This window comes from Shewanella aquimarina (assembly GCF_023349185.1).
Taxonomy (GTDB): domain Bacteria; phylum Pseudomonadota; class Gammaproteobacteria; order Enterobacterales; family Shewanellaceae; genus Shewanella; species Shewanella aquimarina.
This window is the reverse complement of record NZ_JAKIKY010000013.1, coordinates 86,097-111,627: the sequence shown is the minus strand read 5'-3', so window position 1 is coordinate 111,627 and position 25,531 is coordinate 86,097. Positions and strand designations below refer to the sequence as shown.

Below are 25,531 nucleotides of genomic sequence, written 5' to 3'. Positions count from 1 at the left end.
GCCTGTCGTCAGGCGGTTAGGCCAAGTTTTTCCGTTGGTTAAAGGACATAAGAAGCCGCCTTAAGCGGCGGCTTCTTCAAGCTGTGAGCTGAATTTACAGGCAAGGATGACAGGCAAGAGTTACAGGTTTTAGTAAAGCTCGAACTCGGCTGGGTGGTGCGAACCAGACTCTAAGCTTCTGCTGTCTTCAGAGCGGTATAAGTTTCGCATCGATGGAGTCTTTACTGGGAGTTGAAAAGAGAGTCCCGGCATCGAATCAATGGGCATAAAAAAGCCGCCTAAGCGGCGGCTTCTTCAAGCTGTGAGCTGAACTTACAGACAAGGATTACAGGCTGTAGTAAAGCTCGAACTCAGCTGGGTGAGTAGTGCGAGAAACGGTTTCAGCTTCTGCTGTCTTCAGGGCGATATAAGAATCGATGAAGTCATCAGAGAATACGCCGCCCTTAGTCAGGAACTCACGGTCTGCATCCAGGTTCTCCAGCGCATTTTCCAGTGAAGTCGCAACCTGTGGGATCTCAGCCGCTTCTTCCGCTGGCAGATCGTATAGATCTTTGTCCATGGCTTCGCCTGGGTGGATCTTGTTTTGGATACCGTCAAGACCAGCCATCAGCAGTGCAGCGAACGCCAGGTATGGGTTAGCCGTTGGATCTGGGAAGCGAGTCTCGATACGACGAGCCTTAGGGCTTGGCACTACTGGAATACGGATAGACGCAGAGCGGTTACGTGCCGAGTAGGCCAGCATTACTGGTGCTTCGAAGTGAGGCACAAGACGCTTGTATGAGTTAGTGCTTGGGTTAGTGAAGGCGTTCAGCGCGCGAGCGTGCTTGATGATACCACCGATGTAGTAAAGTGCAGTTTCACTCAGACCCGCATACTTGTCACCAGAGAATAGGTTAACACCGTCTTTAGCCAGTGACTGGTGAACGTGCATGCCGCTACCGTTGTCGCCAACGATTGGCTTAGGCATGAAGGTCGCCGTCTTACCATAAGCGTGAGCCATGTTGTGAACCACATACTTAAGGATTTGGATTTCGTCGGCTTTTTCAGTCAGCTTGTTGAAGCGAGTCGCGATCTCGTTCTGACCGGCAGTCGCCACCTCGTGGTGGTGAGCTTCAACCACTTGACCCATCTCTTCCAGTACCAGACACATGGCGCTACGTAGATCTTGTGAAGAGTCAACCGGTGCTACTGGGAAGTAACCGCCTTTCACGAATGGACGGTGACCTGTGTTGCCGTCTTCGTAGTGAGTGCCTGAGTTCCAAGCCGCTTCTTTGGCGTCTAGCTTAACGAAACAGCCAGACATGTCGGTGCCGAACTTAACGTCGTCAAACAGGAAGAACTCTGGCTCAGGACCAATGAGTACGGTATCGGCGATGCCGGTAGAGATCAGGTACTCTTCGGCTTTCTTAGCGATAGAGCGTGGGTCGCGGTCGTAACCAGTCATAGTGCCTGGCTCAAGAATGTCACAGCGGATCAGGGCAGTGGTTTCTTCGGTGAACGGGTCGAGTACGAAGGTCGTTGGGTCTGGCATCAGTACCATGTCTGACTCGTTAATGCCTTTCCAACCAGCAATAGATGAACCGTCGAACATTTTACCGTCTTCAAAGAAATCGGCATCAACCTGGTGAGCAGGAATAGATACGTGCTGCTCTTTACCTTTAGTATCGGTAAAACGCAAATCAACAAACTTAACTTCAAGTTCTTCTAGTTGTTGTAAAACTGATTCAACTGACATTCTAAAGTCTCCGAGTAGAGTAGAGGGGATGCCCTTCTTATATCATTCAGCGTTGCGACCAACGCGGTTCTGGCATGAGTAAAGCCAGACTCGTGCCAAAAGTTTAAGGTATTGATTTTTATGGGAACGATAAAGAAGGTGAGTGGTGGGAATCCCGATGTTGCACCATAAAGGTGCAATGATTGCCTCTTAATGGTGCGCTCACCAAGATGGTGCGCACCAATATAAACATGACTATTCATAGCTGACTAAAAAATAATCCTGTGCGAGAGCCCCTCGCTAGAGTAGAATGGCACGTTTTTTATTGCAACAGCTATTATTAGGGCTGTTATCAATACCCTATTTTTTCGATGGTAAGAGGTTTATCCGTGTTAGAGAATTTACGTAACATCGCCATTATTGCACACGTTGACCATGGTAAGACGACCCTGGTTGATAAGCTGCTGGCACAGTCTGGAACCCTTGAGACTCGAGGAGAGGCCGCTGAGCGGGTGATGGATTCCAACGATCTTGAAAAGGAACGTGGAATCACGATTCTGGCGAAGAATACTGCCATCAAGTGGAACGACTACCGTATCAACATCGTTGATACCCCTGGCCACGCCGACTTCGGTGGCGAGGTTGAGCGTGTACTTTCTATGGTTGACTGTGTGCTACTGCTAGTTGATGCGGTCGATGGTCCAATGCCACAGACACGTTTCGTGACTAAGAAAGCCTTCGCTCAAGGCCTTAAGCCTATCGTAGTGATCAACAAGATCGACCGTCCGGGTGCACGTCCTGATTGGGTTATCGATCAGGTATTCGACCTGTTCGACAACCTGGGTGCTACCGATGAGCAGCTGGACTTCCCAATCGTTTATGCCTCTGCATTGAACGGTTTCGCGACTCTGGATCCTGAAGAGACTGGCGCAGACATGACGCCACTGTTCGAGACCATCGTCGAGAAGGTGTCTTCACCTGATGCCGATGCCGAAGGTGCCTTCCAGATGCAGATCTCTCAGCTGGACTACAACTCATACGTGGGCGTTATCGGTGTAGGCCGTATTAAGCGTGGTAGCGTTAAGGTTAACCAGCAGGTTACCGTAGTGGCGGCCGATGGCACCACACGTAACGGTAAGATCGGCCAGGTACTCGGCTACATGGGTCTGGACCGTCACGAGGTTGAGGAGGCAAACGCCGGCGACATCGTGGCCATTACCGGTCTGGGCGAGCTGAAGATCTCCGACACCATCTGTGCCGTGGGCAACGCCGAAGCCTTGCCTCCTCTGTCTGTTGACGAGCCAACACTGACCATGACCTTCCAGGTAAACACCTCGCCATTCGCTGGTAAAGAAGGTAAGTACGTGACTTCACGTAACATCCTTGAGCGTCTGCAACAGGAACTGGTACACAACGTGGCACTGCGCGTCGAAGAGACTGACAGCCCAGACCGTTTCCGCGTATCTGGCCGTGGTGAGCTTCACCTGTCTATCCTTATCGAAAACATGCGTCGTGAAGGCTACGAGCTGGCCGTATCGCGTCCAGAAGTTATCGTTAAAGAGATCGACGGCGAGAAGTGCGAGCCATACGAGACCCTAACCGTAGACGTTGAAGAAGAGCATCAAGGTGCGGTTATCGAGAAGCTAGGTACCCGTAAGGCTGACATGCGTGACATGCAGCCAGACGGTAAAGGCCGTGTGCGTATCGACTTCATCATTCCTAGCCGTGGCCTGATCGGTTTCCAAACCGAGTTCATGACAGCCACCTCAGGTACGGGTCTTATCTACCACTCATTCGACCATTATGGTCCTGTGAAGGGCGGTGAGATCGGTCAGCGTCAAAACGGTGTGTTGATCTCTAACGCTACCGGTAAGGCACTGACCTTCGCCCTGTTCGGTCTGCAAGACCGTGGTCGTCTGATGATCGGTCACGCCGCCGAGGTTTACGAAGGCCAGGTAGTGGGTATCCACTCTCGTGCCAACGACCTGACAGTTAACTGTCTGAAGGGTAAGCAGCTGACCAACATGCGTGCCTCTGGTACCGACGAAGCTCAGGTACTGACGCCGCACATCCAGATGACCCTTGAGCAGGCGCTTGAGTTCATCGATGACGACGAATTGGTAGAAGTGACTCCGCTGAGCATCCGCGTGCGTAAGCGTCACCTGACCGAGAACGATCGTAAGCGTGCCAGCCGTGCCTCGAAAGACGCCTAATCTGACCCGCACCTTTTAGGTGCAGTCGATTAGCCCAAAGCCCCGACCATGCAGATGGCCGGGGTTTTTTGTATCTGGCGTAAGCTGGCCAGATATTCAGCCGTGGCGCCAAGTTGGATACCTTAGGGGGCGTAGATGATATGGGTGTATAGCTGAGTTATTTGACACCATGGCTGCATGGTTAACCTATCGCCTGCCCGGCGAGGGATGAGTTGGATTTTAGCTATTGAGCTTCTGGCTCATGCAGTTGTTTGGCTGAGTTATTTAACACCAAGGCTTGGTGGTCAATCTATTGCCTGCGGCAGGCCCAAGTGCAAACACATTTGTGACACGCTACGAGCACATCCTTGTGAGCTCTGCCTCGGCATCCATGCCTCGGAAGGTCACAAATGTGTTTACACCGAGTTCAATCGTCTCTTCGATTTAGCGTTAATTGATGCCTTCCAGGTGCTAGTTTTGCTTGTATTAGAAGGCGTTGGAGATCTCGCCTCTTCTCAGTAATAAGCCAACTCTCTCTTGTCTTGGTTGTGGTAACTTTTGTATTGAAAAACAGCACTTAAATTGTTATACAATTCAGAGTCTTATTGTTTTCATTGTCGAGTGCATTAGGGCTTAAAGATTTTTATATTCGGCTTTTACGCTAATAAGTATCTTAAGACATGGAAGAATCATAAATGCAGGAAGATAATTCAATATATGTAAACTTTTTTATTAGCTGGTTTCCCCTACTTTTAGTATTGATATTTTGGCTTGTGCCCTTGGTTGTAATTGGCAAGTCAAAAAGAGTAGGAAGGAAAGAAAAAGCCATTTGGTTATTTGCCACATTTTTTGTTAGTTGGGCCAGCTTTATGCTCTATTTGATTATTGCCCCAGTAATGCAAAACGACGACTGACATGTCTGATAACAAACTGATGAAGTCATGTGCCATGCACTTTTGCTAAGAGAAGTTTGCACATGGGCACATCGCAGGTGTGAGGTTACAGCGAAGGTAAGGTCTTCAAACATATATCATAAATTCAAAATGATCCAAAAAGTTAAGCCTCTCAGCCTTACAAACAAAGCCAAATCGAAGAGACGTTAGATACTGGTGTAAACACGGCTGCGGCCTTCGCCAACATGGATGCTGGCGTAGAGCCCACAGGGAGGTGCTTGCGGCGTGTCGCAGAAGTGTTTGCACATAAAGCCTGCGGCAGGCAATGGGTAGCGATGAAGGTGCGAGCTTCAAACTGACTCAATTAACACCAAATACCTAAACCCCACCGCAGGCTATAGGTTGCAATGAAGGTGCGACCTTCAATTCTCGCCTAGATAACGATGTTCCTGAGGGCAAAATTATCATGGGCCCTCAGCCAAAAGGGTACCCCTTACCCAAAGGCCATCAATGCCCAATTGCCCCCAAATGCTGTATCAAATACATCCTAATCTCGGTCGGTGTCTGGCTGACCCAGAATCCCCCTACATAGGCGATCAGCGGGATCATAAACAGCAGCAGTAACAGCATGATGGTGAGGCCGCGGGCGGAGAGCTTGATGCCGTTGCGGGTGCTGAAGTGCAGCGCTTCCTGCTTCGGACAGGCGGAGACGCAGCGCATGCAGGCCTGGCACTCGTCGGAGCGTACCGTGCCTTGCTCATGTACCTTGATGTTGGCCGGGCAGGCACGGGTGCATTTGTCGCAGTTCATCCCCTTGGTTTCGATGAGGCAGTGCTGGGTGCTGCGGCGGATCTTAAACGGACTCAAGAAGCTGGTGAGGCCCAGTAGGGCGCCATAGGGGCAGATATAACGGCAGAAGCCCTGACGGCGCCAGGCGGCCAGCAGCAGTATGACGGCGAAACAGGCCAGGGTGATAAGCCCTGGGGTCACGAAGAAGAGCGCCATCTTAAGGTCGGCTATCTTATGGTAGTTGCCCTCGAGATAATGAGGAATACTGGCAGACGGCATGCCGAGCACGATATAGAGCAGGCCCGCCAGCAGCAGGTATTTCAGCATACGCAGCGGCCAATCGAGCCAGGCGGGCGGCAGCAATTCCTGCTTGATGAAACGCTTTCTCTGCTTATACAGGTATTCGCCGGCGAGCCCCAGTGGGCAGGCCCAGCCGCAGAAGGCGCGCTTACACAGCAATCCGGAGAGGATCACCACGGTCAGCATCACGGCGGCGGCCGGATGGTTCTGATCCCAGATATCCAGGGTGATGATCGCCTTAAGCTCTATGGCGCCGGCGATGGGCAGGAAGGCGTCGCCCACGTCGGGTCGCATCAGGTAGGGCGTAATGCCTAGTTTAAGCATGATGGCATTGGCCGCGTATTGAATGCCAACCAGCATCATGGAGAGTGCCAGTAGGTGCTGCACCCATTCCCTGAGCGTGTTGGCGCGTACATCTCCCTTGAGCAGCTCGGGTCTAACCCTGTGGCCCAGGGCCAATAGTCCGCCAGCCAACAGCAGGGCGATAAACAGTGGCCAATAGAGGGTCACCAGCGTGGCGCCCATTAAGGCTGCGCCGCTGACGACGGCGCCCCAGCGTTTGCCGCTCCAGTAGAGCAGGCTGACACTATAGAGTAAGGCTAAGGCGAGGGTAAGGGATTCGATAAGGCTCATACTGGCTTGCCAAGTCACTGAATGTATTAGTAAGAGGCGCTGCCGGCGTGGTTAGTTCGTGGCGGTCTGTGGTTTTGTGCGCTGACTCGCGAAATCGAGCCGATTCGGCATGGGGAAGGAGATCTATATCCGGTTGTTATATCAATCACAGTAAGTAAATGATCGGAAAGAGCGCAGCAAAAACGATCGAGCACAAAGCAGGTTTTTCTAGATTATTAATAATGGTCTGAAGCGAAAGCGCCCAGGAAATCCCGGGCGTCTTTAGGCAGAGTGTTACTGGTTGCCTTCCATCGATTGGATGAAGCGATTGGACTCGGCAATCGACTTGTTCATTTCTTTGATCAGGCTTGAGATATCGGTTTGCAGGCTGGCAAACTCGCCCTTGATGGCGCCTATGGCCTGGGCGTTGAGGTTGTGCTTGAGGTAGAGCATGTTGTCTTTCATGGCAGTCAGTATAGGCGGCATCTTGCTCTCGGCGCGGCGCATGGTGCGTACCAACTGCTCGTAGGAGCGACGGGTCTCGCGCAGCTTGGTTTCGCTGTTGCGGCGCAGGCTGGCCTTGCTGATCTCGCTAATTTCCGCCTGCCATTCGTCAAATAGCGCCTCGGCGACATCTTCCACCTTGTCGATACGGCTGCTCACCTCGTCGGCGGCCTCCTGAGAAGATTCATATTCGTCTCTGGCCTTCTCGTAGGCGCTCTGCAGATCGCCACCGTCGTGGTTCAGCAGGGCCTGCATCTCTTCCAGTGCCGAGCTGAACTGCTCTTGGGCTTCTTCCTGAGACTCTTTGGCGGCGTTAACGCGATCCACCATGATGTCGCGCTTATGGTAGCCCACCTTCTCCATGGCACCGTAGTAGGCGCTCTGACAGCCGCTGAGCATGACGACGGCGCCCAGGGCCGCTGCGGTGATGAGTTTTTTCATCCTGACGATTTCCTTGTTAGACGGTTAGTCGGCCTTGAATTTAGCGGCGTCTATGATGCTCCACAGGTGAGCGATACCGCCTATGATGGCAGGGACGATCAACCACCACAGGGCATAGCCCACTATGGTCACGACACAAAACAGGAGTGCCGCCAGGATGCGTCCTTGTACTAATTGGCCCAGGCCTGGGAAGAAGAAGCTTGCGATGGCGGCAATCACGTTGCCAGCCGAACCTTGTTGGGACATCAATTTATTCCTTACACTTGTATCTAGTGTCTTTAAACTTGTAATCTTACTGTACCAAGATACGCAGTTAACCCCACTTGAATCAAGAGAATAACGTGATAAATAGAATAGATGTGAGCCTGCTTCGTTCGATCATGCTGGGTATCTGGCAGTTCATGATACATCTAAAGCAGCGTGTCGCGGAAGACCAGATAAATATGCGGGCGGGTCACCTGGCTTACGTTACCTTGCTCTCTCTGGTGCCCATGGTGGCGGTGACCATGTCTATGCTGTCGGCCTTCCCTGTGTTTAAGGGGATCCGCAGCCATATCGAGACCTTCATCTACGACAACTTCATCCCCTCTGCCGGGGATAGCGTGCAGATGTATATCAACGAGTTTGTCGCCAACGCCTCTAAGGGCACGGCTGTGGGTATCGGTGCCCTGGTCGTGGTAGCTATCTTACTGATCTCCAATATCGACAAGTCGCTCAATGGCATCTGGCGCACCACGGAGAAGCGCTCCATGGTGGTCTCCTTCTCCATGTACTGGATGGTGCTGACCTTAGGGCCCGTGTTGATGGGGGCCAGCCTGGTAGCCACCTCTTATGTGGTGTCGCTCAAGCTGTTTAGCGGCACGGATCTCAGTGGTGTGGTGCCGCTCCTGGTAGAGCGTCTGCCCATGTTCTTCTCGGTTGCCACCTTCCTGCTGATCTACATGGTGGTGCCCAATACCAAGGTGAAGTTTTTCCACGCCCTGCTCGGCGCCATTGTCGCGGCGTTGCTGTTTGAGCTGGGCAAGAAGGGCTTCGCCCTGTACCTCACCGAATTTCCTGCCTATGAGGCCATCTATGGTGCCCTGGCGACCATACCCATCCTCTTCGTCTGGGTGTATCTCTCCTGGATCATCGTCCTGATCGGCGCCGAGATCACCGCGGCCATGCCTGAATATCTGGATAAGCGTCTGATGGATCTGGTGAACAAGGAGCTGGCAGATGATGAGCCTGATGAGCATTTCGACGAGTCCAAGCGGTGAGTCCGGCTAAGTCGCATCCGCTGATCCGTCAGGATTGGATAGATGTCGGCGAGGGGCACCACCTGTTTCTGGCGCAATATGGTGATCCCCAGGGCATTCCCGTGCTCTATCTGCATGGTGGGCCGGGTGCCGGCTGTAATCCCCTCGAGTTGAGGCTGTTTATCGACCGCGGATTTCATATCTACCTGCTGGATCAGCGCGCCGCGGGTCGTTCCAAGCCCTGTGGCGAGCTGGCCAATAATGACTTTCCCAGCCTGGTCAAAGATATCGAGCGCGTGCGTCATTGGGCGGGTGTCGAGGCCTGGTGTCTGCTCGGCGGCTCCTTTGGCGCGACCCTGGGGTATCTCTATAGCTGCGTCTATCCTGAGCGGGTGCTGTCACAGATCTATTGGGGCATGTTCATTCCTTCATATGAGGGGATGCAATGGCTTTATGGCCGGGGCGGCGCGGCGCAGATCTTCTCCGGTGAGTATCGCCAGTTTGCCGCCGGACATGGGGAGTCTCTCGAGCAGTTGTTTGATCATTTCGAGACCGGATTTAGCCATCAGGATGCCGAGGTTCGCCGTAGCAGTGTATGGCGTTGGCTCCGTTGGGAGCTGGCCCTGGCCGTCCCCGGCTTCGAGTTAAGCGAGGCCCTGGCCGAGCAGGGCGGAGCCTTGGCGAGAGTGGAGCTGCATTATGCCCGCAATCAATATTTTGGCGGCTATCAGCTGATGAAGAAGGTAGGTGGGGATCTCATCTGCCCAACCATCATATTGCAGGGGGAGCTGGACTGGGTCTGCCCGCAGCGTCTGGTGGATGAGTTTCTGGTGGAACACGGTCCTAGCCTATTGAGGTCACGCCTGGTGAAGGGGGGCTATCATACCCTCGCCGACAGCAAGATGTGCCGGGCGGTCGCCGAGGCGGTGACTCAGATGGGGCGTTATCTGGCCGCCGGTAAAGAAGACAAGTAACAGACAAGTAAAGCGTCATAGCCTAAAGGAAGCAGATATCATGAAGAAGAAACTGATCGCCGTTTTGGCGCTTGTAGTATGCACTAATGTGTTGGCGACCGAGCGTACGCCCCAGCCGGTGCCTGAGCGGGTCTATTTTAGCGGCATGAGCGATGAGCTGGCCACAGATGCCCTGCTGGTGTCGCTGATCAATAAGAATTATCTGGCTAAGAAGGTGGGGCCGAATAAGGTGGGCGTGCAGCTGGGGAATCATCAATTTGTGCTGCAGCCAAGCCTGAATCCAGAGGGAATAGACCGTATCTTGGCGAGCCGTTTCTACGCGGTGAGCCCTAAGCTGGTAGGCTCCCAAGAGCTGGTGGCGCTGATCGGCACTCTGAACGATAAGCTCAACTTCGCTAAGTTCACCCTGAGGGAGGAGGGCAAGGTGATTCAGGTACAGGGGGCGGCGACCTTTGTTGGCACCCTGGAGCTGGAGGAGCTGCGCCGTTTTCTTATCTGGACAGATGATGCCCTAATCAGGGTGGGGCAGGCCCTGCCCAACAGCGCTGAGCAGTTGATTAAACCCATTCCCGTGATGTCAGCCAACTAGAAGTATAAGGGCTACGGGCGTAGCCGTGATAAGCGTTAAGCAATAGGAGTCGAGTGGTAGTGATTGCCTTAATACAGAGAGTGAAGCAGGCCAAGGTGGATGTGGATGGCCAGACCATAGGCGCCATAGATAAGGGCCTCCTGGTCTTGCTGGGCGTGGAGCGTCAAGACGACCAGGCCAAGATGGAGAAGCTCGCCACCAAGGTGATGAGCTACCGCGTGTTTAGCGATGAACAGGGCAAGATGAACCTTAATCTCAAGCAGGTGGGCGGGAGTCTGTTGGTGGTTTCTCAGTTTACCCTGGCGGCGGATACCGGCCGCGGCCTGCGCCCGAGTTTCTCCGGCGCCGGAACCCCAGAGCAGGCGAAGCACCTCTATGAGGCGTTTGTCGATTACTGCGCCGCACAGGGCTTGCCCGTGCAGACCGGCGAGTTTGCCGCCGACATGCAGGTGAGCCTGATCAACGACGGTCCGGTCACCTTTAATCTGCAGGTGTGATCACTATGTCTAAGGCAGAAGAACCAGAACAGATAGAGGAACTACTCGGCGAGCTGCAGCGCACCTGGCATGAGACGATCCCCGTCAGCGCCTTCATGCAGATAGCCCCAAAAACTTATGAAGGGCAGACCCTGACGGTGAGTGCGCCGCTGGCGCCTAACATCAACCTGCATCACACCATGTTTGCTGGCAGCATCTATACCCTGATGACACTGACCGGCTGGGGCATGGTTTGGTTGCAGCAGCGACTTGCTGGCGTCGAAGGGGATATCGTCCTAGGCAAGGCGGATATTCGTTATCTAGCCCCCGTGGGGGAATCGCCTCAGGCGCGGGTGACCTGGCCCAAGGCCAATGAGCAGGATGGGGAGCTGAGCCTGTTAGGCCAAGGTAAGCGGGCCAAGGTGAAGCTAGAGGTGAGCCTCTACTGCGGCGAGCAGTGCTGCGCCCAGTTCCTGGGCACCTATGTGAGCCTGCCTAAATAATACCAATCGTAATAAATAATTGATCATTCTAGCTTGTTAAAACGCTCGATAACTGTATTAGTATTTTTAATTGTAGAATAACTACTTATCTAAAAATCCTGCTTTGTTCTCAAGCGTTTTTCCTGCGCTATTTCTGATCACATGTTTACTGTGATTGGTATAAGCTTGTCTTAGCGTCTGTCAGCGTCGCCAATCGCGGCGCACATTTTAGGTCTGCAAAAACAAAAACGCCTGATGACTATCATCAGGCGTTTTTCGATCAAGATTGCAATCTAAGATTGCCGTCAGGCTGGCGGATTATCCCTTAGGATAAGGGTGAGCAACGCCTTTGTGACAGTCTACACAAGTCTTACGCTTGTCAGCATCTTTCTTGAAGTTGTTGGCGTGCATTCTCTTCGCCATCTTCTTCATGGTTTCAGGCTGGTTCTCGTAGATACGAGTGTGACAGTGCTGACAGTTAGCGCTGTCGTTAGCGCGGAAGTATTTAAGTGCCAGGTCAGCCTGCTCTTTACGGTTTTCATCCAACCACTCTTGAGTGTTGAAGCCGTCGATAGTGAGGAAGCCGTATAGATCTTTAGATACGATGATCTTCTTGATCAGGTAGTCAACCGGGCCGTGTGGCAAGTGACAGTCTTGACACTGAACGGTTACGCCCGCACTTCCGCCGCCGTGAGCCGACGCCATCACCTCATCTTTCAGAGAGTGGTTGCTGTGGCAAGACATACAGAATTCATCTGTACTGGTTGCATGTAAAGTTTGTTGTGTCGCAAAGTAGCCCACAACACCGACTACAATACCCACCACGAGTAGGGCAAATATTGAGTATTTCGCGCTAGGTTTGAATAGTGCACGCCAGTTCATCACTCTATCTCCAAAATAATATGTTTATTATATCTATTATATTTAATGCATCTCTGTAGCTGAGAGTATAACCAGAAGACGCCGCTTGATCTGGCTTTAAAACCGTAAAATGAGAGCTAGCTCTAACTCTATCTTACATAAGCAAGATTTTGTGAAATCGCTCATAATATATGCGCATTTACTAAAGTTATAGTAAAGACCATGACATGACAAGTTCGTCGCAACTTTTACTATTTAGTAATGATTTTGTTGGATTTTATGGGGTTATTATCTATTGCTAATATGACGATTGTTCGCGAAATGGAAAAATAATTTAATGGGTAGTGAACCTTTTTTAAAGGCGCCTGTCTATCATGGTAATTCAGGTTCAATTAATGACGTTTTTCTCGCTTATATGACACGTATCTTCGGCAAGTTTGTATTGATCATCGCCCTACTGGGTCAGTTTATTCTGACACCAGCCATGGCCATGCCCAGTGCACTCATGTCTATGATGAAGGGCGATCATATGGCGATGGCTCAGAATATGAGTCAGGTCATGAGCCAGGAGATGACACAGGTCACCCAAGCCGTAAAGGCCGGCATGCAGATGTCTCATCAGGGACAGGTGTGCAAGATGTCCGGCGACAACTCGCTGGTGGATTGCGAGGCTCTGTGCGCCGCAATGGGCCCAGGCGACTGCATGACCCACTGCGCCTCGACCCTAGGTAATCTGAGCGCCAGCGTGCCATCATTGGCCTTTCAGCCTGTGTCTGGTCTGATTGTGACCACTGGTTGGTCGCTACAGACCGCCGATCTCACCCCCCTATCACCCCCTCCCATTGGTTAATGGTTCGTCTTCAACCCGCGTAACACGCACGTACAAAGCTCGAATACGAATCTGCCGCGCCGCTAACCTCATATGGCGTGGCCAACAATTTGCCAATTTGTCAGGCCTATGCCTGATGGGAGTCGATTATGAAAACACGTCATATCTTTACCAGCACACTTAGCACTTTCCTTGCCCTAGCCATGGTTAACGCCGCCAGCGCCGCCAGCCTCACTCTGCCCGACGAGATACAGGTGCAAGGTGGAGACGTTAAGCTAGGTCATCAGCAGAGTGTCTTAACCTTAGATTCGGGTAAGCAGCTGGTGGAGCTGGTCTATCGCGACATCTTTGCCGATAACGCCGATGATTCCGGTGTCTGGGTGACCTCGCAGCCGCTCTATTTAACCTTAGATGTCAAAGCTGATGATGCCTATCGCCTGGTGTTGCCCGAGATATTGAGTCAGCAGGACGCAGAGGCCTTCATAGATGCACCTAAGGCGCGCTTGGTGTCGCAAAATGGTCGGCAGCAGGAGCTTACCCTGATGAACCATCAGGAGTTGATGGAAAAGATCTGGCTGGCGAAGTAATGCCGCTCGATTTAGATGACCTTGATATATTGGAAATGTGAGTTTTATCAAGGCCTCATCTTGATATCGTGATAGACTTGGATCATCTCATTATAGGGTTACATCATGCGTCAAACGCTTAGGCATCACACGTTAGTCATCTTCACACTGCTCGCTTTGCTGGGCCAGGTGTTGTTGGCTAATGGCATGGCGATGATCCCCTACGCGCAGGCGGATGAAATGCCTATGATGCAGATGAATAATGGCGATAACTGTCATGATGACGGTGCAAAGATGCAATCTCACTGCTGCGATGATGAGCAAAATGTGCTTCCCGCTGCTCAGCATTGCTGTGAAGGCAAAGGATTTTGTAAGGGAGATTGTAATCACTGCATGGTGATCTCTGTGACAGGCACGCTGTTTACCGTTACGCCCTGGCCTGGCGTAGCCGGTTCCGAGTCTATCCTGGCCACTCAAATGCCTCATTTCCACTCTATCTCTTTAGGCTCAGCCTTCCGACCGCCGATCGCCTGATCTTCTGTGGCGCCTGGTAGACGGGCCGTCCGAGTCTAAATCGATATACCTATTTTTTATCAACGTTTTACTAGGTGTATTGGCGTATTTAACCCCGCTGTCTTGGAGACTCTCCATTCGCCGGGTGCGCCTCAATATTTACTTCACTGATGTTTAACGAAAAATGAATTATATTAGCCGCATATTAATTAGCTTAATTTAACTGTTTTAGGCTTAAGTCGCGTAAGCGTTACGCGTGTTATGCGGTCATCCTTTGATGGAGTCCATAGATGAAAACCCTGATCAGTCTGATTTTAACTGCGTTTATCTTTGTGAGCACGGCCCCAATGGCCTTCGCCGAGCAGCATCATGCTGCGGCGGCCGAACAAGGTTATGACTGCCCCATGCATCCTGAAGTGAAAGGCGCCAAGGGCGATACCTGCCCTAAGTGCGGCATGAACCTGGAGCCCGCGGCGCACCATGCCACGGCCAAGCACCATGGTAAGGACTGCGACAAGTGTCCTCACCATCAACATGCTAAGGCCGACAAGGCAGGCGGTTACGAGTGTCCTATGCACCCAGAGGTGAAAGGCGCCAAGGGCGACACCTGCCCTAAGTGTGGCATGAACCTGGAAAAGGCCAAGACGGCCAAGGCCGGTAAGTCATGCGACAACTGCCCTAAACATAAGCATCAACACGATATGGCTAAGCAAGGCTATCACTGCCCTATGCATCCAGAAGTGAAGGGGGCGAAAGGGGATTCATGTCCTAAGTGTGGCATGTTCCTTGAGCCTGTGGCGAGCGCCGATAGCGGCCACAAGCATCACTAGTTTATGAGTGGAGATGAGGCATTATGAGTCAGGTAAATTCGAAAAATAGAGGCCAAAAGCTCGCTTATCTTTTGAGTCTTTTTATGGTGGCGACTCCGCAGCTGGGCCATACCCAGGCGCTAGAGGCCAACACGGCCCACGGACACGAGGCGCACCAACATGCGGCGGGAGAGAAGACCTATGTCTGCCCCATGCATCCCGAGGAGACCAGCCACGAGCCGGGAAGCCGTTGCCCCAAATGCAACATGTTCCTGGTAGAGCAGGAAACCGAGACGAATGAGAAGAGTTTGACGGCCGGGCATGAGCAGAAGACCTATGTCTGCCCTATGCATCCCGAGGAGACCAGCCACGAGCCGGGAAGCCGTTGCCCTAAGTGCAACATGTTCCTGGTAGAGCAGGAAACCGAGACGAATGAGAAGAGTTTGACGGCCGGCCATGAGGTGACCTATGTCTGCCCTATGCATCCCGAGGAGACCAGCCACGAGCCGGGAAGCCGCTGCCCCAAGTGCAACATGTTCCTGGTGGCCGAGGAGGAAGAGGAGTCGATTAGCACTAAGGCACAGGCCGAGATGGATCACAGCCAACACGACCCCTTGGCCCAGGCAAAGCCTGCTCCCCTTACCGGTGAGCCGTCGATCAAATATGTCTGCCCCATGCATGCCCATATCGTTAGCGATGTGCCTGGTACCTGTCCTATCTGTGGCATGAATCTGGAGAAGGTGGAGATGTCGGCCGATGCGCAGCAGATTGAGATAGATGTCTCTGGCAGCATGCAGCAGGCCCTGGCGCTTAAGGTGGCCAAGGCGGAGAAAGATACCCTATGGAAGTTTGTCCAGACAGTGGGTCAGATAGGGTACGACGAGAGCCAGATCAACCATGTGCACGCCAGGGTCAACGGCTGGATAGAGAAGCTGGCCATAGATTCAGTGGGCGACAAGATCACCAAGGGGCAGCTGCTGTATGAGATCTACTCGCCGGATCTGATCAACGCTCAGGATGATTACCTGTTGGCGCTTAGCAGCCTGCAGAGCTCCAAGGAGAGCCGCAATTATCAAGACCTAGTACGTAAGGCGGGGCTACGCTTGGAGTTACTGGGGATGAATCAGGCGCAGATTAAACAGCTCGCCAAGACCAAACAGACCCAGTACCGGGTGCCTTTCTACGCCAAGACAGACGGTATCGTCAAGGCGCTGACCGTGCGTGATGGCATGTATATTCAACCCGCCACAGAGGTGATGTCTGTGGTGGATCTCTCCAAGGTGTGGGTGATTGCCGATGTGTTCGAGAATGAGCAGAGCTGGCTTGCCATAGGCCAACCCACAGAGGTTTCTGTGCCAGCCATGGATCTTAAGGGCATAGAGGGCAAGATTGACTACATCTATCCCGAGCTGGATCCCGTGACCCGCAGCCTTAGGGTGCGTATTGTGCTGGCCAATAACGAGGTGGCCCTGCGTCCCAATACCCTGGCCAAGATAGAGATCTACGGCGGTCCGAACGAGGATGTGCTGGTGATCCCTCAGGAAGCCCTGATCCAGACGGGTAAAGAGAACCGCGTCATCGTCAAGCAGGGTGATGGCAGCTTCCTGGCCCGCAAGGTCACCGTCGGCATGATGTCGCAGGGCAAGGCGGAGATCTTAAGCGGTATCGAGGAGGGCGAACAGGTGGTGACCTCGGGTCAGTTCCTGCTCGATTCAGAGGCGAGCCTGAAGGGCAGCCTGATGCGTCTTAGCAGCGGTCATCAGCACTAGGGGGCGCTATGTTAAAGAAAATTATCGAGGCCTCCATCGCCCAGCGTTTGATGGTGCTGATCATCGCCTTGATGATCACCGTCTGGGGCGTGCAGGAGCTGAGAAAGACCCCCCTGGATGCGCTGCCGGATCTGTCGGACGTGCAGGTGATCATCAAGACGCCTTACCCAGGCCAGGCGCCCAAGTTGGTGGAAGAGCAGGTGACCTACCCGCTTTCTACCGCCATGCTGGCGGTGCCCGGTGCCAAGACGGTGCGGGGCTACTCCTTCTTCGGCGATTCATACGTCTATGTGATCTTCGAAGATGGCACAGATATCTACTGGGCACGCTCACGGGTGTTGGAATACCTGAGTCAGGTCAGCAGCCGACTGCCCCAAGGACTTCAACCCTCACTGGGGCCCGATGCCTCGGGTGTGGGCTGGATCTATGAGTATGCCCTGGTGGATCGCTCGGGTAACCTGGATCTCTCCCAGCTCAAGAGCCTGCAGGACTGGTATCTCAAGCTCGAGCTGCAGAGTGTGGCCGGTGTCTCCGAGGTGGCGACCGTCGGCGGCATGGAGCAGACCTACCAGATAGTGATCGAACCCGACAAGCTGGCCATCTACAAGCTGGACATTGCCGCGGTGAAGAATGCCATTAACAAGTCCAATACCGAGGCGGGCGGCTCAGTGATCGAGATGGCCGAGGCCGAGTATATGGTGCGCGCCAAGGGGTATCGTCAGACCCTGGATGATTTCAGGGAGATCCCTCTGGGGGTCACCAGCCCATCAGGCACGGCGCTGCTACTCAAGGATGTGGCGACAGTGCGTAAGGGCCCAGCCTCTCGACGCGGCATTGCCGAGCTCGACGGTGAAGGCGAGGTGGTAGGCGGCATCATAGTGATGCGCTACGGCGAAAACGCCCTGGCGACCATAGACGCGGTCAAGGCCAAGCTTGAACAGCTCAAGGCGGGTCTGCCTCAAGGGGTGGAGATCATCCCCACCTACGACAGATCTGAGCTGATCAACAAGTCGGTAGAAAATCTGTTCCACAAGGTGATCGAAGAGATGCTGGTGGTGGGCCTGGTGTGTCTGCTGTTCCTACTGCACGCTCGCTCGACCCTAGTTGCCGTGATCACCCTGCCGCTGTCGATTCTGATCGCCTTTATCGTGATGAATAAGATGGGGGTTAACGCCAACATCATGAGTCTCGGCGGTATCGCCATCGCCATCGGCGCCGTGGTGGATGGTGCCATCGTGATGATCGAGAACATGCACAAGCACCTGGAGCACTTCAAGGATGAGTATCGCCGCGACCCGGATAACAAGGAGCATTGGCATATAGTCGCCAAGGCCTCCATCGAGGTGGGCCCGGCGCTGTTTTTCTCGCTGTTGATCATTACCCTCAGCTTCGTGCCTGTGTTTGCCCTCGAGGCCCAGGAGGGACGCCTGTTTAGCCCGCTGGCCTACACCAAGACCTTTGCCATGGCCGCGGCGGCGATTCTGTCGATCACCTTAGTGCCCATCCTGATGGGCTACTTCATTCGCGGCAAGATCCCCAAGGAGACCAGCAACCCCATCAGCCGGGTGTTGATCGCCCTCTACAAGCCGTCGCTCAAGCTGGTGCTACGTTTCCCCAAGATCACCCTGCTGCTGGCGGTTGTCGCACTGGGCAGCGCCTGGTATCCGGTGACTAACATGGGCAGCGAGTTCATGCCTGAGCTGGAGGAGGGGGATCTTCTCTATATGCCGACGGCGCTGCCAGGCATCAGTGCCAGTAAGGCGGCCGAGGTGCTGCAACAGACCGATAGGTTGATCAAGACGGTGCCCGAGGTGAAGCGGGTGTTTGGTAAGGTGGGACGCGCAGAGACGGCGACCGACCCCGCGCCGCTCACCATGCTGGAAACCACCATAATGCTTAAGCCCAGGGAGGAGTGGCGTGAGGGCGTCGAGCTGCAGGATGTGATCGACCAGCTACAGAAGACAGTTAAGGTGCCTGGTCTCACCAACGCCTGGGTGCAGCCGATCAAGACACGTATCGACATGCTCTCGACCGGCATCAAGACCCCTGTGGGGATCAAGATCACCGGCGCCGATGTCAATGAGCTGCAGAAGGTGGGGGCCGACATCGAGGCGATCCTCAGTCAGCTTCCCAATACCAAGTCGGCCTACGCCGAACGTGTGGGCGGGGGTCGTTATGTGGACATCACGCCTAAGCTGGATGTGGCCTCGCGCTATGGCATGACACTGACGGATATTCAGGATGTGGTGCGTTACGCCATCGGCGGCATGGACATAGGCGAGTCGGTTCAGGGCGCCGAGCGTTACCCGATCAATCTGCGTTATCCGCGGGCGCTGAGGGACAACATAGAGAAGCTCAGGGAGCTGCCGGTGATCACTAAGTCGGGCCACTATCTGCCGCTGCGTAACCTGGCCGATATCGAGATCACCGACGGGGCGCCTATGCTCAAGAGTGAGAACGGTCGCCTGATCTCCTGGGTGTTTGTGGATATTCAAGACACCTCAATAGGTGAGTACATCAAGGAGGCCAAATTGGCGCTGGATCAAGAGCTCAGGGTGCCACCGAGATACAGCTATAGCTTCGCCGGCCAGTATGAGTACATGCAGCGGGTCGATGCCAAGCTGAAGAAGGTGATCCCTATGGCCCTCGGGGTGATCTTCATCCTCTTGATGATGACCTTTGGCTCGCCACTGCAGGCCTCTATCATCATGCTGAGCCTGCCGTTTGCCCTGGTGGGTAGCACCTGGTTGCTGTTTGCGCTGGACTTCAACATGTCGGTGGCCGTGGCGGTAGGGATGATCGCCCTCGCCGGGGTAGCAGCCGAATTTGGGGTGGTGATGCTGGTCTATCTCAACAATGCCATCAAGCATAGGCAAGAGACAGGCGGCTACGAGTTTGTGGCGGATCTCAAGGAGGCCCTTATTGAGGGCGCCGTGATGCGCATTCGTCCCAAGGCGATGACGGTAGCAACCATCTTCTTCGGCCTATTGCCCATCATGTGGGGGGCAGGTTCGGGTAACGATGTGATGCAGAAGATCGCCGCGCCTATGGTGGGCGGCATGATCACCGCGCCGCTGCTGTCGCTGTTTGTGCTGCCGGCCCTCTATCTGCTCATCTATGGTCGTCGCCTGAAGCATTCGGCCGAAGGCTAGGTGTTTTTAGCGGATACAAAAAAGCACTGCTAAGGCAGTGCTTTTTTTCTATCTGAATACGGTTATTTCTGACAGCGGCCGATATTAGAGCCTGTCGAGCGAACTCGTTTGCATTGCTGGCTAGCCTTGTTACTGCCGTTATCGGCGGTAGTTTCTGTCTCAGATTCTTGGGTTGACGCACAACCGCTAAGGCCGATAACGAGTGTCGTCGCCATGATAGGCATCCATTTTTTAAGCATGGTTTACATCCCTGATTAGTGGTTAACAACATTGCCAAAATACATTCGCAATGTTTAGAACCTAACCAAAACAAAGAGTTAAAACAATGCCTGATCCCCATCCAGACTCAAGATTAGCGCTTTTCTACTAGGTATTTAAGTCATGGTGAGTCTTATGACTGACAGTGTGCCACCTTGGGGATCGTTAATCACAGAGAAGCGTCCCACCTCGGGAATATCCGTCGGCGGCACGCATACCTGGCCGCCTATCTCCGTGGCCTTAGCGACCGTGGCATCGCAGTTGTCTACCATGATATAGGGCATCCAGTGTGGCGGTGTATCGCCCCACTCCTCAGTCATGGCCATCATGCCGCCGACGGCGCGATCGCCCTGTAACCACTCATAATAGGTGAAGTTTTCCATCTGAGACTCGCGCACCTGCCAGCCCATCACCTGGGTGTAGAAGGCCTGTGCCATATTGACATCGCGACAGCAGAGTTCGGCCCAGCAGAGGGTATTAGGCTCGCCCATACGCATGGATCCAATATGCGCACCCGCCTGCCAGAGAGAAAAGCTGGCGCCTTCGGGATCCCTGCATTGGGCCATCTTGCCCGCATCGCCTACGCTGTGGGGCCCGAGGATCACCTGGCCACCGTTTGCCTTAACGGCCTCTAGGCTGGCGTCGAGATCGTCGACGGCGAAATAGATGCTCCAATGGGTCGGCACCTTGTCTTCGATCATATTTTGCGGCAGCTGGTACATGGCCCCTATGTCATCATCCTCGATGGCAAACATGGTATAGACGCCGTCGGGGATCGGCATATCCTTGAGCTGCCAGTCAAACAGCGCGCTGTAGAAATGTTTACCCGAGGCTGCCTCGTGACTGGCCAGTTCGATCCAGCAGGGGTCGCCATGTTGATAGCTAGTAATCTTCATCTTTGAGTCCTTTGCTAAGGAAGGTGCGAATAAGTCCCGTGCTTGCACTGCGTGTGCTTAAAGTGGATAGATGCAAGGCACAGTTTGCAGCGAATGGCCCTAGTTCTTCGCAAGCTTCCCTAATGAAAAATATGTCTTGATATCAATTTAGTTAAGCCTGTTTTGCCATTTATGTCTATGCTGTGGGGAGAGTTATTGAGAAGAGTTAGTTATTGAGAAGAGTTAGTTATTGAGAAGAGTTAGTTATTGAGAAGAGTTAGTTATTGAGAAGAGTTAGTTATTGAGAAGAGTTAGTTATTGAGAAGAGATAGTTATTGAGAAGAGATAGCTATTTAGAAGAGATAGTGATTAAGAAGAGATAGTGATTAAGAAGAGGGAGCTTCGATGAGCCTGACGTCCACCCAGATAGATCTTGTACAAACCTCATTTAAACAGGTTGAGCCGCTCAGCGAGCAGGCAGCGGCGATTTTCTACGACGCCCTGTTTCAGATAGACCCAAGTTTGCGGCCCCTGTTTAAGCAGGACATTCGGTCTCAGGGGCGTAAGCTGATGGCCATGTTGAAGGCGGCGGTGGAGGGGCTTAAAGATCTCGATGCCTTGGTGCCTCAGCTACATGAGCTGGCGCGAAGGCACCAAGCCTATGGCGTCAGACAGTCTCACTTTACCCCCGTGGGCAATGCCCTGCTCTACACGTTGAAGACGGGACTGGGCGAGGCCTACACCCGGGAGGTACGTGAGGCCTGGGTGGCGGTGATCCATCTTGTGGCAGATACCATGAAGCCGGCTCTGGAGCGATAAATTAGCACGGTTAGCGTAAAGGTATATATCAATAAAAAAGGCGCTAAATGAGCGCCTTTTTTGGGACTTGTACAGGGCATCTGGGCTAACCGTATACCGGCAGCAGCTCGGCCATGGCCAACAGGTGGCAGGCCGCAGTGAGCAGGCCGTAGAAGATCACTATGGCGATAACCACAGTCCCGCCTGGCACCCTGAAACTCTGGCTGTCAGGGAACATCTGCCTAGCGCGATAGGCCATCAGGGCCGGCACTATGGCGGCCCAAATCGTGGCGGCAAGCGCGGCAAAGCCGATGGCGATCAAAAAACCATTAGGGAACAGCAGGCCTAATAGCGTCGGCGGCAAAAAGGTTACCGCCGCCGTCTTGAGGCGGCCGCTGCGGGACTCATCGAAGCCAAATAGGTCGGCGAGATAGTCGAACAGCCCAAGAGTCACTCCCAGAAAGGAGGAGGCTACCGCCAGGTTGGCAAACAGGGTCAGCATAGTCGTTAACCAGTCGCTGGCCATCACATCCGACAGCGCCGCCACCAACACGCCCATGTTACCGCCCTGAGCAATCACCTCGACGAAGCCGCTGCGGCTGATGTTGCCCATGGTCGCGACCAGCCAGCACAGATAGATCACGAAGGCGATGAGGGTGCCCAGGGTGATCGCCTTGACGATAGTGCCTGGGTCCTTGCCATAGTATTTCACCAGGCTGGGGACGTTGCCGTGATAGCCGAAACTCACCAGACCGAAAGGGATGGCGGCCAGCATATAGGGCAGATAGCTGGCTTCACCGTCGGGCACAAACAGCTTGGCGGGCTCCACCTCGATAAGCAGATTCCCAATGGCGAGGAAGAAGGTGATGATCATTCCCCCCAGCATTATGGTGGTGATGCGATCCACCGCCTTGGTGCTGATGAAGACGATGATCGCCAGACCCACCGCAAATACCAGACCTGCGAGACTCTGGGGCAGCTCGACACCTAGGCTGCTCAGGCTGTGGTTGACGATAGAGCCGCCGCCACTGATATAGGCATAGGCCAGAATATAGAGCACGAAGGCGATTGATAGGCCGTTGACGATACGCCAGAAGTTACCCAGGGTATCCCGGGTGAGGGTATCGAAGCTGGCGCCGGGCTCGTAGTGCAGGTTAGTTTCCAGTAGCAGCAGGCCTGAGACCAGCATGCAGAACCAGACGCCCAGCATCATGAGCAGTGAATAGCTAAACCACATTCCGGCGCCGACCACAGGCAGCGAGAACATGCCCGCGCCTACGGCCGTACCGGCGATGATCATGGCGCCGCCCAGCAGCGACTTATCCGAGACCTTATGCTTGGCCGCGTTCATATGATTGGCCATTAGGCTTGATGCTCCGCGGCGACGCTGTCGACTATGGTTTGTCTGACCGATGTACGCAACAGGCTGTTGGCCCGGCTGCGGATACGCTGAACATCCTCGCCGTGGCTGTCATCGGCCAGGTAGCCCAGCTCCTTGAGCTTGACGCTCAGGGTGCCGTAGAGCTTCTTGTCGTAGAACTCTGGTGCCGTGATGCCGTGCAGTGCCCCGAGACGCTGAGCCAGCTGATGGCTGTCGCTCTCCAGTTCCGAACGCTCAATCTTAGGCGAAGCCGCCAGCAGGTTGAAGATGATGGCGTAGCGCTGCATGGTCTCGCTGATGGTGCCGGCCAGCAGCAACAGCTGATTAAGGCCCTCAGGCTTGACGCTGAAATGCTTGTCTTCGCCGATAAGATCTTCCGCCAGTAGCTGATCCAGAAGCTGGTTCACATAGGTCTCGAGGTTATCGATCCCCATAAATAGCTCGGCCTGTAGCAGCGGGTAGAAATCTTTCACCGTGGCGATGATCTCTTCTCTGGTGCAGTGGTCCTGCTGCGTCAGGCAGCTGGCGATCAAGGATGGGATCACCAACAGGTGGATGATGTTGTTGCGATAGTAGGTCATGGCAACCGCCAGGTCTTCATCGATGGAGATGATGTCACCCAGCGGGTCGCTGTCCAGCTTGAGCTTCTTCAGCTCCAGTCCCTGGGTGATCAGCTTGGCGCCGTCGCCTTCGACCACAGAGGTGAAGCCTGTGTAGGGCACGCTCTTGAGCAGCGACAGGTAGAGATCCAGCTGCTTCTCCAGCTGACTGCGTTGCAGAGCATTCTGCTCAGAGGCAAGCAGCACTAGGCTGGTCAGGGTGATCGAGCTGACGGCGGCGGCATCGTTGATGCGGGTCATGACGCGATTGGCCAAAGTGTTAACCACTGGGGTCAGCCAGCTTGGCTTCTGCTCGGGATCCTGGGCTAGCTCCTCGCGCCATTCGGGTACCTGCTCGTTGAGGTAGGTATGCAGGGTGATCGGCTCGCCGAAGTTAACATAGCCCTGGCCGAAGTTGCCCAGCTTGCGAATGGCACCAAACACCTGCCAGACAGACTCTTTCTGTTTCTTCTTACCGCTCAGCTCCTTGTGGTAGGTGGCCACCTCCATCACATGGTCGTATCCCAGGTAGACGGGCACCAGGGTGACCGGGCGCTCGACGCCACGCAGCACGCTGTTCAGCGTCATGGCGATCATCCCTGTCTTAGGTGCCAGCAGGCGACCCGTGCGGGAGCGGCCGCCCTCGGTGAAGTACTCGACCGAATAGCCCTTGGCAAAGAGCTGATCCAGGTACTCACGGAATACCGCGGTATAGAGCTTGTTGCCGCGGAAGCTGCGACGAATAAAGAAGGCACCACCGCGGCGGAACATGGGGCCGGCGGGCCAGAAGTTGAGGTTGATACCGGCGGCAATATGCGGCGGTACCATGCCCTGATAGTAGAGGATATAAGAGAGCAGCAGGTAGTCCATGTGGCTACGATGACAAGGCACGTAGACGATCTCGTGGCCGTCGTGGTGCAGCTGACGGATCTGCTCGGCGCCCTTGATGTTGATCCCCTTGTAGAGCTTGTTCCACAGCCAGGTGAGGAAACGCTCGGCGATACGTACCAGGCTGTCCGAGTAGTCGGCGGCGATCTCATCGAGATATTCCATGGCGGTCTCGCGGGCCTTGGCCTCGGAGATCTTCTTGCTTTGGGCCTCTTCCAGAATCGCCTTCTTCATCGATTCGGATTTTAGCAGGGCGTGGAACAGGTTCTGGCGGTTAGGCAGTACGGGGCCAGTCATCACCTTACGTTGACGGCTGAAGTGTACCCTGGCCACGCGCGCCAGCTTTTGGGCGATGCGCTTGTCGGTACCATGCTCGTCGGCCATGTAGCGCAGCGACATGGCATTGGAAAACTGCACAAAGTTGTGACGGCCGAGGAAGAGGATCATCAGGCATTTACGCAGCCAGGTGGGGTTCTCTCGCTCCAGCACCGCGGCCTTCATGGTGTCATCTTCCTTGCCAGGGGTGCGCCCCCAGTAGAGGCTGACCGGCACCAGCTGAATATCCAGCTCAGGATGTTTCTTGTGGGCGCTCAGCAGGCGCGAGAAGCTGTCGAGGTAAAACTCGTTGCCTTCGCGCTGGCCAAACAAGGGCTTGGCGCCTTCGACGCAGACCACTCGCGGGGCAGACTCGCCCTCGACATCCAGGCTCTGATAGGGGCTGGGCAGGCCGAGTCGCTCAGTCACCTCGCTTAGGGCGGCGATGTCACTGATCGATTCTGTCTTCATCACATAGACCAGGGGTCTGTCTGAATCCAGGTTGAGATCGGCAAAGGGATCCTGAGGCACTACTATGGTGTGCACGAGTTTCTTCTGGATCCAACGTAAGGATTTAAACCAAAGAGAGTCTTGTTTGGACATTATTCTTTATGCATAGGAGTCATGTTTAATAACGTCATAGAATACCAGAAAAGGAAGATGAATCCCTAATTTGTCTGCTTGGATGCGACATCAGCGGTGGAGGCGATCTAG

23 protein-coding genes and 1 pseudogene are annotated in these 25,531 nt (G+C 54.1%); 15 read left to right on the top strand and 9 right to left on the bottom strand.

Annotated elements, in window-relative coordinates:
* Positions 1–325: 325 nt before the first annotated feature.
* Positions 326–1,735, bottom strand: a complete 1,410-nt coding sequence (gene glnA / locus L2731_RS15935) for a glutamate--ammonia ligase (RefSeq protein ID WP_041508885.1) — start codon at positions 1,733–1,735, stop codon at positions 326–328.
* A 368-nt stretch (positions 1,736–2,103) separates the two neighbouring features.
* On the opposite strand from glnA, the gene typA reads away from it, so the two are divergent.
* Positions 2,104–3,927, top strand: a complete 1,824-nt coding sequence (gene typA / locus L2731_RS15930) for a translational GTPase TypA (RefSeq protein WP_249254475.1) — start codon at positions 2,104–2,106, stop codon at positions 3,925–3,927.
* A 674-nt stretch (positions 3,928–4,601) separates the two neighbouring features.
* A complete protein-coding gene (locus L2731_RS15925) occupies positions 4,602–4,820 on the top strand; it encodes a hypothetical protein (RefSeq protein WP_239853427.1) in 219 nt (72 codons plus the stop codon).
* Positions 4,821–5,306: 486 nt separating this feature from the next.
* Here L2731_RS15925 and L2731_RS15920 read toward each other — a convergent pair whose 3' ends face one another.
* The 3 genes from L2731_RS15920 to L2731_RS15910 form a co-directional block, all read right to left on the bottom strand.
* Positions 5,307–6,521 (bottom strand): 4Fe-4S binding protein, encoded by a 1,215-nt coding sequence (locus L2731_RS15920; protein ID WP_249254474.1) that lies wholly within the window; start codon positions 6,519–6,521, stop codon positions 5,307–5,309.
* Between the two features lie 273 nt (positions 6,522–6,794).
* Positions 6,795–7,445 carry a DUF2959 domain-containing protein gene (locus tag L2731_RS15915; protein WP_239853424.1) on the bottom strand — a complete coding sequence of 217 codons (651 nt, stop codon included), beginning with the start codon at positions 7,443–7,445 and terminating at the stop codon, positions 6,795–6,797.
* Between the two features lie 24 nt (positions 7,446–7,469).
* On the bottom strand, positions 7,470–7,691 hold the full coding sequence (locus L2731_RS15910; protein ID WP_011867341.1) for a hypothetical protein: 222 nt from the start codon (positions 7,689–7,691) through the stop codon (positions 7,470–7,472).
* Between the two features lie 134 nt (positions 7,692–7,825).
* Here L2731_RS15910 and L2731_RS15905 point away from each other — a divergent pair, with 134 nt between their 5' ends.
* The 5 genes from L2731_RS15905 to L2731_RS15885 are packed head-to-tail and all read left to right on the top strand — an operon-like array spanning position 7,826 to position 11,225.
* On the top strand, positions 7,826–8,704 hold the full coding sequence (locus tag L2731_RS15905; protein WP_415837094.1) for a virulence factor BrkB family protein: 879 nt from the start codon (positions 7,826–7,828) through the stop codon (positions 8,702–8,704).
* Positions 8,701–9,657 (top strand): alpha/beta fold hydrolase, encoded by a 957-nt coding sequence (locus L2731_RS15900; RefSeq protein WP_249254473.1) that lies wholly within the window; start codon positions 8,701–8,703, stop codon positions 9,655–9,657. The genes L2731_RS15905 and L2731_RS15900 overlap by 4 nt, the downstream gene beginning before the upstream one ends.
* A gap of 40 nt (positions 9,658–9,697) precedes the next feature.
* Positions 9,698–10,246, top strand: a complete 549-nt coding sequence (locus L2731_RS15895; protein WP_249254472.1) for a type III secretion system chaperone family protein — start codon at positions 9,698–9,700, stop codon at positions 10,244–10,246.
* 59 nt (positions 10,247–10,305) lie between these two features.
* Positions 10,306–10,743: a D-aminoacyl-tRNA deacylase gene (gene dtd / locus L2731_RS15890; protein WP_249254471.1), complete on the top strand. Its 438-nt coding sequence runs from the start codon at positions 10,306–10,308 to the stop codon at positions 10,741–10,743.
* A gap of 5 nt (positions 10,744–10,748) precedes the next feature.
* Complete coding sequence (locus L2731_RS15885; protein WP_249254470.1) at positions 10,749–11,225, top strand: thioesterase domain-containing protein; 477 nt, start codon at positions 10,749–10,751, stop codon at positions 11,223–11,225.
* A 297-nt stretch (positions 11,226–11,522) separates the two neighbouring features.
* Here the strand turns inward: L2731_RS15885 and L2731_RS15880 are convergent, their stop codons facing one another.
* Positions 11,523–12,086, bottom strand: coding sequence for a NapC/NirT family cytochrome c (locus L2731_RS15880; RefSeq protein WP_249254469.1), 564 nt, complete (start codon positions 12,084–12,086; stop codon positions 11,523–11,525).
* Between the two features lie 316 nt (positions 12,087–12,402).
* On the opposite strand from L2731_RS15880, the gene L2731_RS15875 reads away from it, so the two are divergent.
* The 7 genes and pseudogenes from L2731_RS15875 (at position 12,403) to L2731_RS15850 (ending at position 19,703) form a co-directional block, all read left to right on the top strand.
* Positions 12,403–12,915, top strand: a complete 513-nt coding sequence (locus L2731_RS15875; protein ID WP_249254468.1) for a hypothetical protein — start codon at positions 12,403–12,405, stop codon at positions 12,913–12,915.
* 128 nt (positions 12,916–13,043) lie between these two features.
* Positions 13,044–13,481 (top strand): DUF2057 family protein, encoded by a 438-nt coding sequence (locus L2731_RS15870; RefSeq protein ID WP_249254467.1) that lies wholly within the window; start codon positions 13,044–13,046, stop codon positions 13,479–13,481.
* Between the two features lie 105 nt (positions 13,482–13,586).
* Positions 13,587–13,994, top strand: a complete 408-nt coding sequence (locus tag L2731_RS15865; RefSeq protein ID WP_041508908.1) for a hypothetical protein — start codon at positions 13,587–13,589, stop codon at positions 13,992–13,994.
* Between the two features lie 269 nt (positions 13,995–14,263).
* Positions 14,264–14,803: a heavy metal-binding domain-containing protein gene (locus L2731_RS19570; protein ID WP_283165105.1), complete on the top strand. Its 540-nt coding sequence runs from the start codon at positions 14,264–14,266 to the stop codon at positions 14,801–14,803.
* Positions 14,804–14,826: 23 nt separating this feature from the next.
* Positions 14,827–15,051: pseudogene (locus L2731_RS19610) on the top strand (heavy metal-binding domain-containing protein); the annotation flags it as partial.
* Positions 15,049–16,551 (top strand): efflux RND transporter periplasmic adaptor subunit, encoded by a 1,503-nt coding sequence (locus L2731_RS15855; RefSeq protein WP_415837080.1) that lies wholly within the window; start codon positions 15,049–15,051, stop codon positions 16,549–16,551. The pseudogene L2731_RS19610 and the gene L2731_RS15855, both read left to right, overlap by 3 nt.
* A gap of 8 nt (positions 16,552–16,559) precedes the next feature.
* Complete coding sequence (locus L2731_RS15850) at positions 16,560–19,703, top strand: efflux RND transporter permease subunit (protein ID WP_249254465.1); 3,144 nt, start codon at positions 16,560–16,562, stop codon at positions 19,701–19,703.
* A gap of 62 nt (positions 19,704–19,765) precedes the next feature.
* On the opposite strand, the gene L2731_RS15845 is transcribed toward L2731_RS15850, so the two are convergent.
* Both L2731_RS15845 and L2731_RS15840 read right to left on the bottom strand, forming a co-directional pair.
* Complete coding sequence (locus tag L2731_RS15845) at positions 19,766–19,942, bottom strand: hypothetical protein (RefSeq protein WP_160290138.1); 177 nt, start codon at positions 19,940–19,942, stop codon at positions 19,766–19,768.
* A gap of 135 nt (positions 19,943–20,077) precedes the next feature.
* Entirely contained in the window at positions 20,078–20,857 is a 780-nt protein-coding gene (locus L2731_RS15840; RefSeq protein ID WP_249254464.1) for a VOC family protein, read from the bottom strand.
* Between the two features lie 384 nt (positions 20,858–21,241).
* Here L2731_RS15840 and L2731_RS15835 point away from each other — a divergent pair, with 384 nt between their 5' ends.
* Positions 21,242–21,655 (top strand): globin family protein, encoded by a 414-nt coding sequence (locus L2731_RS15835; protein ID WP_249254463.1) that lies wholly within the window; start codon positions 21,242–21,244, stop codon positions 21,653–21,655.
* Positions 21,656–21,740: 85 nt separating this feature from the next.
* Here the strand turns inward: L2731_RS15835 and mtr are convergent, their stop codons facing one another.
* Positions 21,741–22,997, bottom strand: coding sequence for a tryptophan permease (gene mtr / locus L2731_RS15830; protein WP_239853390.1), 1,257 nt, complete (start codon positions 22,995–22,997; stop codon positions 21,741–21,743).
* Complete coding sequence (plsB, locus tag L2731_RS15825; RefSeq protein ID WP_249254462.1) at positions 22,997–25,420, bottom strand: glycerol-3-phosphate 1-O-acyltransferase PlsB; 2,424 nt, start codon at positions 25,418–25,420, stop codon at positions 22,997–22,999. The genes mtr and plsB overlap by 1 nt, the downstream gene beginning before the upstream one ends.
* Positions 25,421–25,531 lie beyond the last annotated feature (111 nt).

What these genes read in the sequence shown, in the direction of transcription:
- L2731_RS15865 (WP_041508908.1), top strand. Translation starts at nt 13,587, where the DNA reads ATGCGTCAAACGCTTAGGCATCACACGTTAGTCATCTTCACACTGCTC.
- L2731_RS15920 (WP_249254474.1), bottom strand. Translation starts at nt 6,521, where the DNA reads ATGAGCCTTATCGAATCCCTTACCCTCGCCTTAGCCTTACTCTATAGT.
- L2731_RS15910 (WP_011867341.1), bottom strand. Translation starts at nt 7,691, where the DNA reads ATGTCCCAACAAGGTTCGGCTGGCAACGTGATTGCCGCCATCGCAAGC.
- L2731_RS15875 (WP_249254468.1), top strand. Translation starts at nt 12,403, where the DNA reads ATGGGTAGTGAACCTTTTTTAAAGGCGCCTGTCTATCATGGTAATTCA.
- glnA (WP_041508885.1), bottom strand. Translation starts at nt 1,735, where the DNA reads ATGTCAGTTGAATCAGTTTTACAACAACTAGAAGAACTTGAAGTTAAG.
- L2731_RS15850 (WP_249254465.1), top strand. Translation starts at nt 16,560, where the DNA reads ATGTTAAAGAAAATTATCGAGGCCTCCATCGCCCAGCGTTTGATGGTG.
- L2731_RS15880 (WP_249254469.1), bottom strand. Translation starts at nt 12,086, where the DNA reads ATGAACTGGCGTGCACTATTCAAACCTAGCGCGAAATACTCAATATTT.
- plsB (WP_249254462.1), bottom strand. Translation starts at nt 25,420, where the DNA reads ATGTCCAAACAAGACTCTCTTTGGTTTAAATCCTTACGTTGGATCCAG.
- L2731_RS15885 (WP_249254470.1), top strand. Translation starts at nt 10,749, where the DNA reads ATGTCTAAGGCAGAAGAACCAGAACAGATAGAGGAACTACTCGGCGAG.
- L2731_RS15835 (WP_249254463.1), top strand. Translation starts at nt 21,242, where the DNA reads ATGAGCCTGACGTCCACCCAGATAGATCTTGTACAAACCTCATTTAAA.
- L2731_RS15840 (WP_249254464.1), bottom strand. Translation starts at nt 20,857, where the DNA reads ATGAAGATTACTAGCTATCAACATGGCGACCCCTGCTGGATCGAACTG.
- L2731_RS15870 (WP_249254467.1), top strand. Translation starts at nt 13,044, where the DNA reads ATGAAAACACGTCATATCTTTACCAGCACACTTAGCACTTTCCTTGCC.
- L2731_RS15845 (WP_160290138.1), bottom strand. Translation starts at nt 19,942, where the DNA reads ATGCTTAAAAAATGGATGCCTATCATGGCGACGACACTCGTTATCGGC.
- L2731_RS19570 (WP_283165105.1), top strand. Translation starts at nt 14,264, where the DNA reads ATGAAAACCCTGATCAGTCTGATTTTAACTGCGTTTATCTTTGTGAGC.
- L2731_RS15895 (WP_249254472.1), top strand. Translation starts at nt 9,698, where the DNA reads ATGAAGAAGAAACTGATCGCCGTTTTGGCGCTTGTAGTATGCACTAAT.
- L2731_RS15915 (WP_239853424.1), bottom strand. Translation starts at nt 7,445, where the DNA reads ATGAAAAAACTCATCACCGCAGCGGCCCTGGGCGCCGTCGTCATGCTC.
- L2731_RS15905 (WP_415837094.1), top strand. Translation starts at nt 7,826, where the DNA reads ATGCTGGGTATCTGGCAGTTCATGATACATCTAAAGCAGCGTGTCGCG.
- mtr (WP_239853390.1), bottom strand. Translation starts at nt 22,997, where the DNA reads ATGGCCAATCATATGAACGCGGCCAAGCATAAGGTCTCGGATAAGTCG.
- L2731_RS15855 (WP_415837080.1), top strand. Translation starts at nt 15,049, where the DNA reads ATGTTCCTGGTAGAGCAGGAAACCGAGACGAATGAGAAGAGTTTGACG.
- L2731_RS15925 (WP_239853427.1), top strand. Translation starts at nt 4,602, where the DNA reads ATGCAGGAAGATAATTCAATATATGTAAACTTTTTTATTAGCTGGTTT.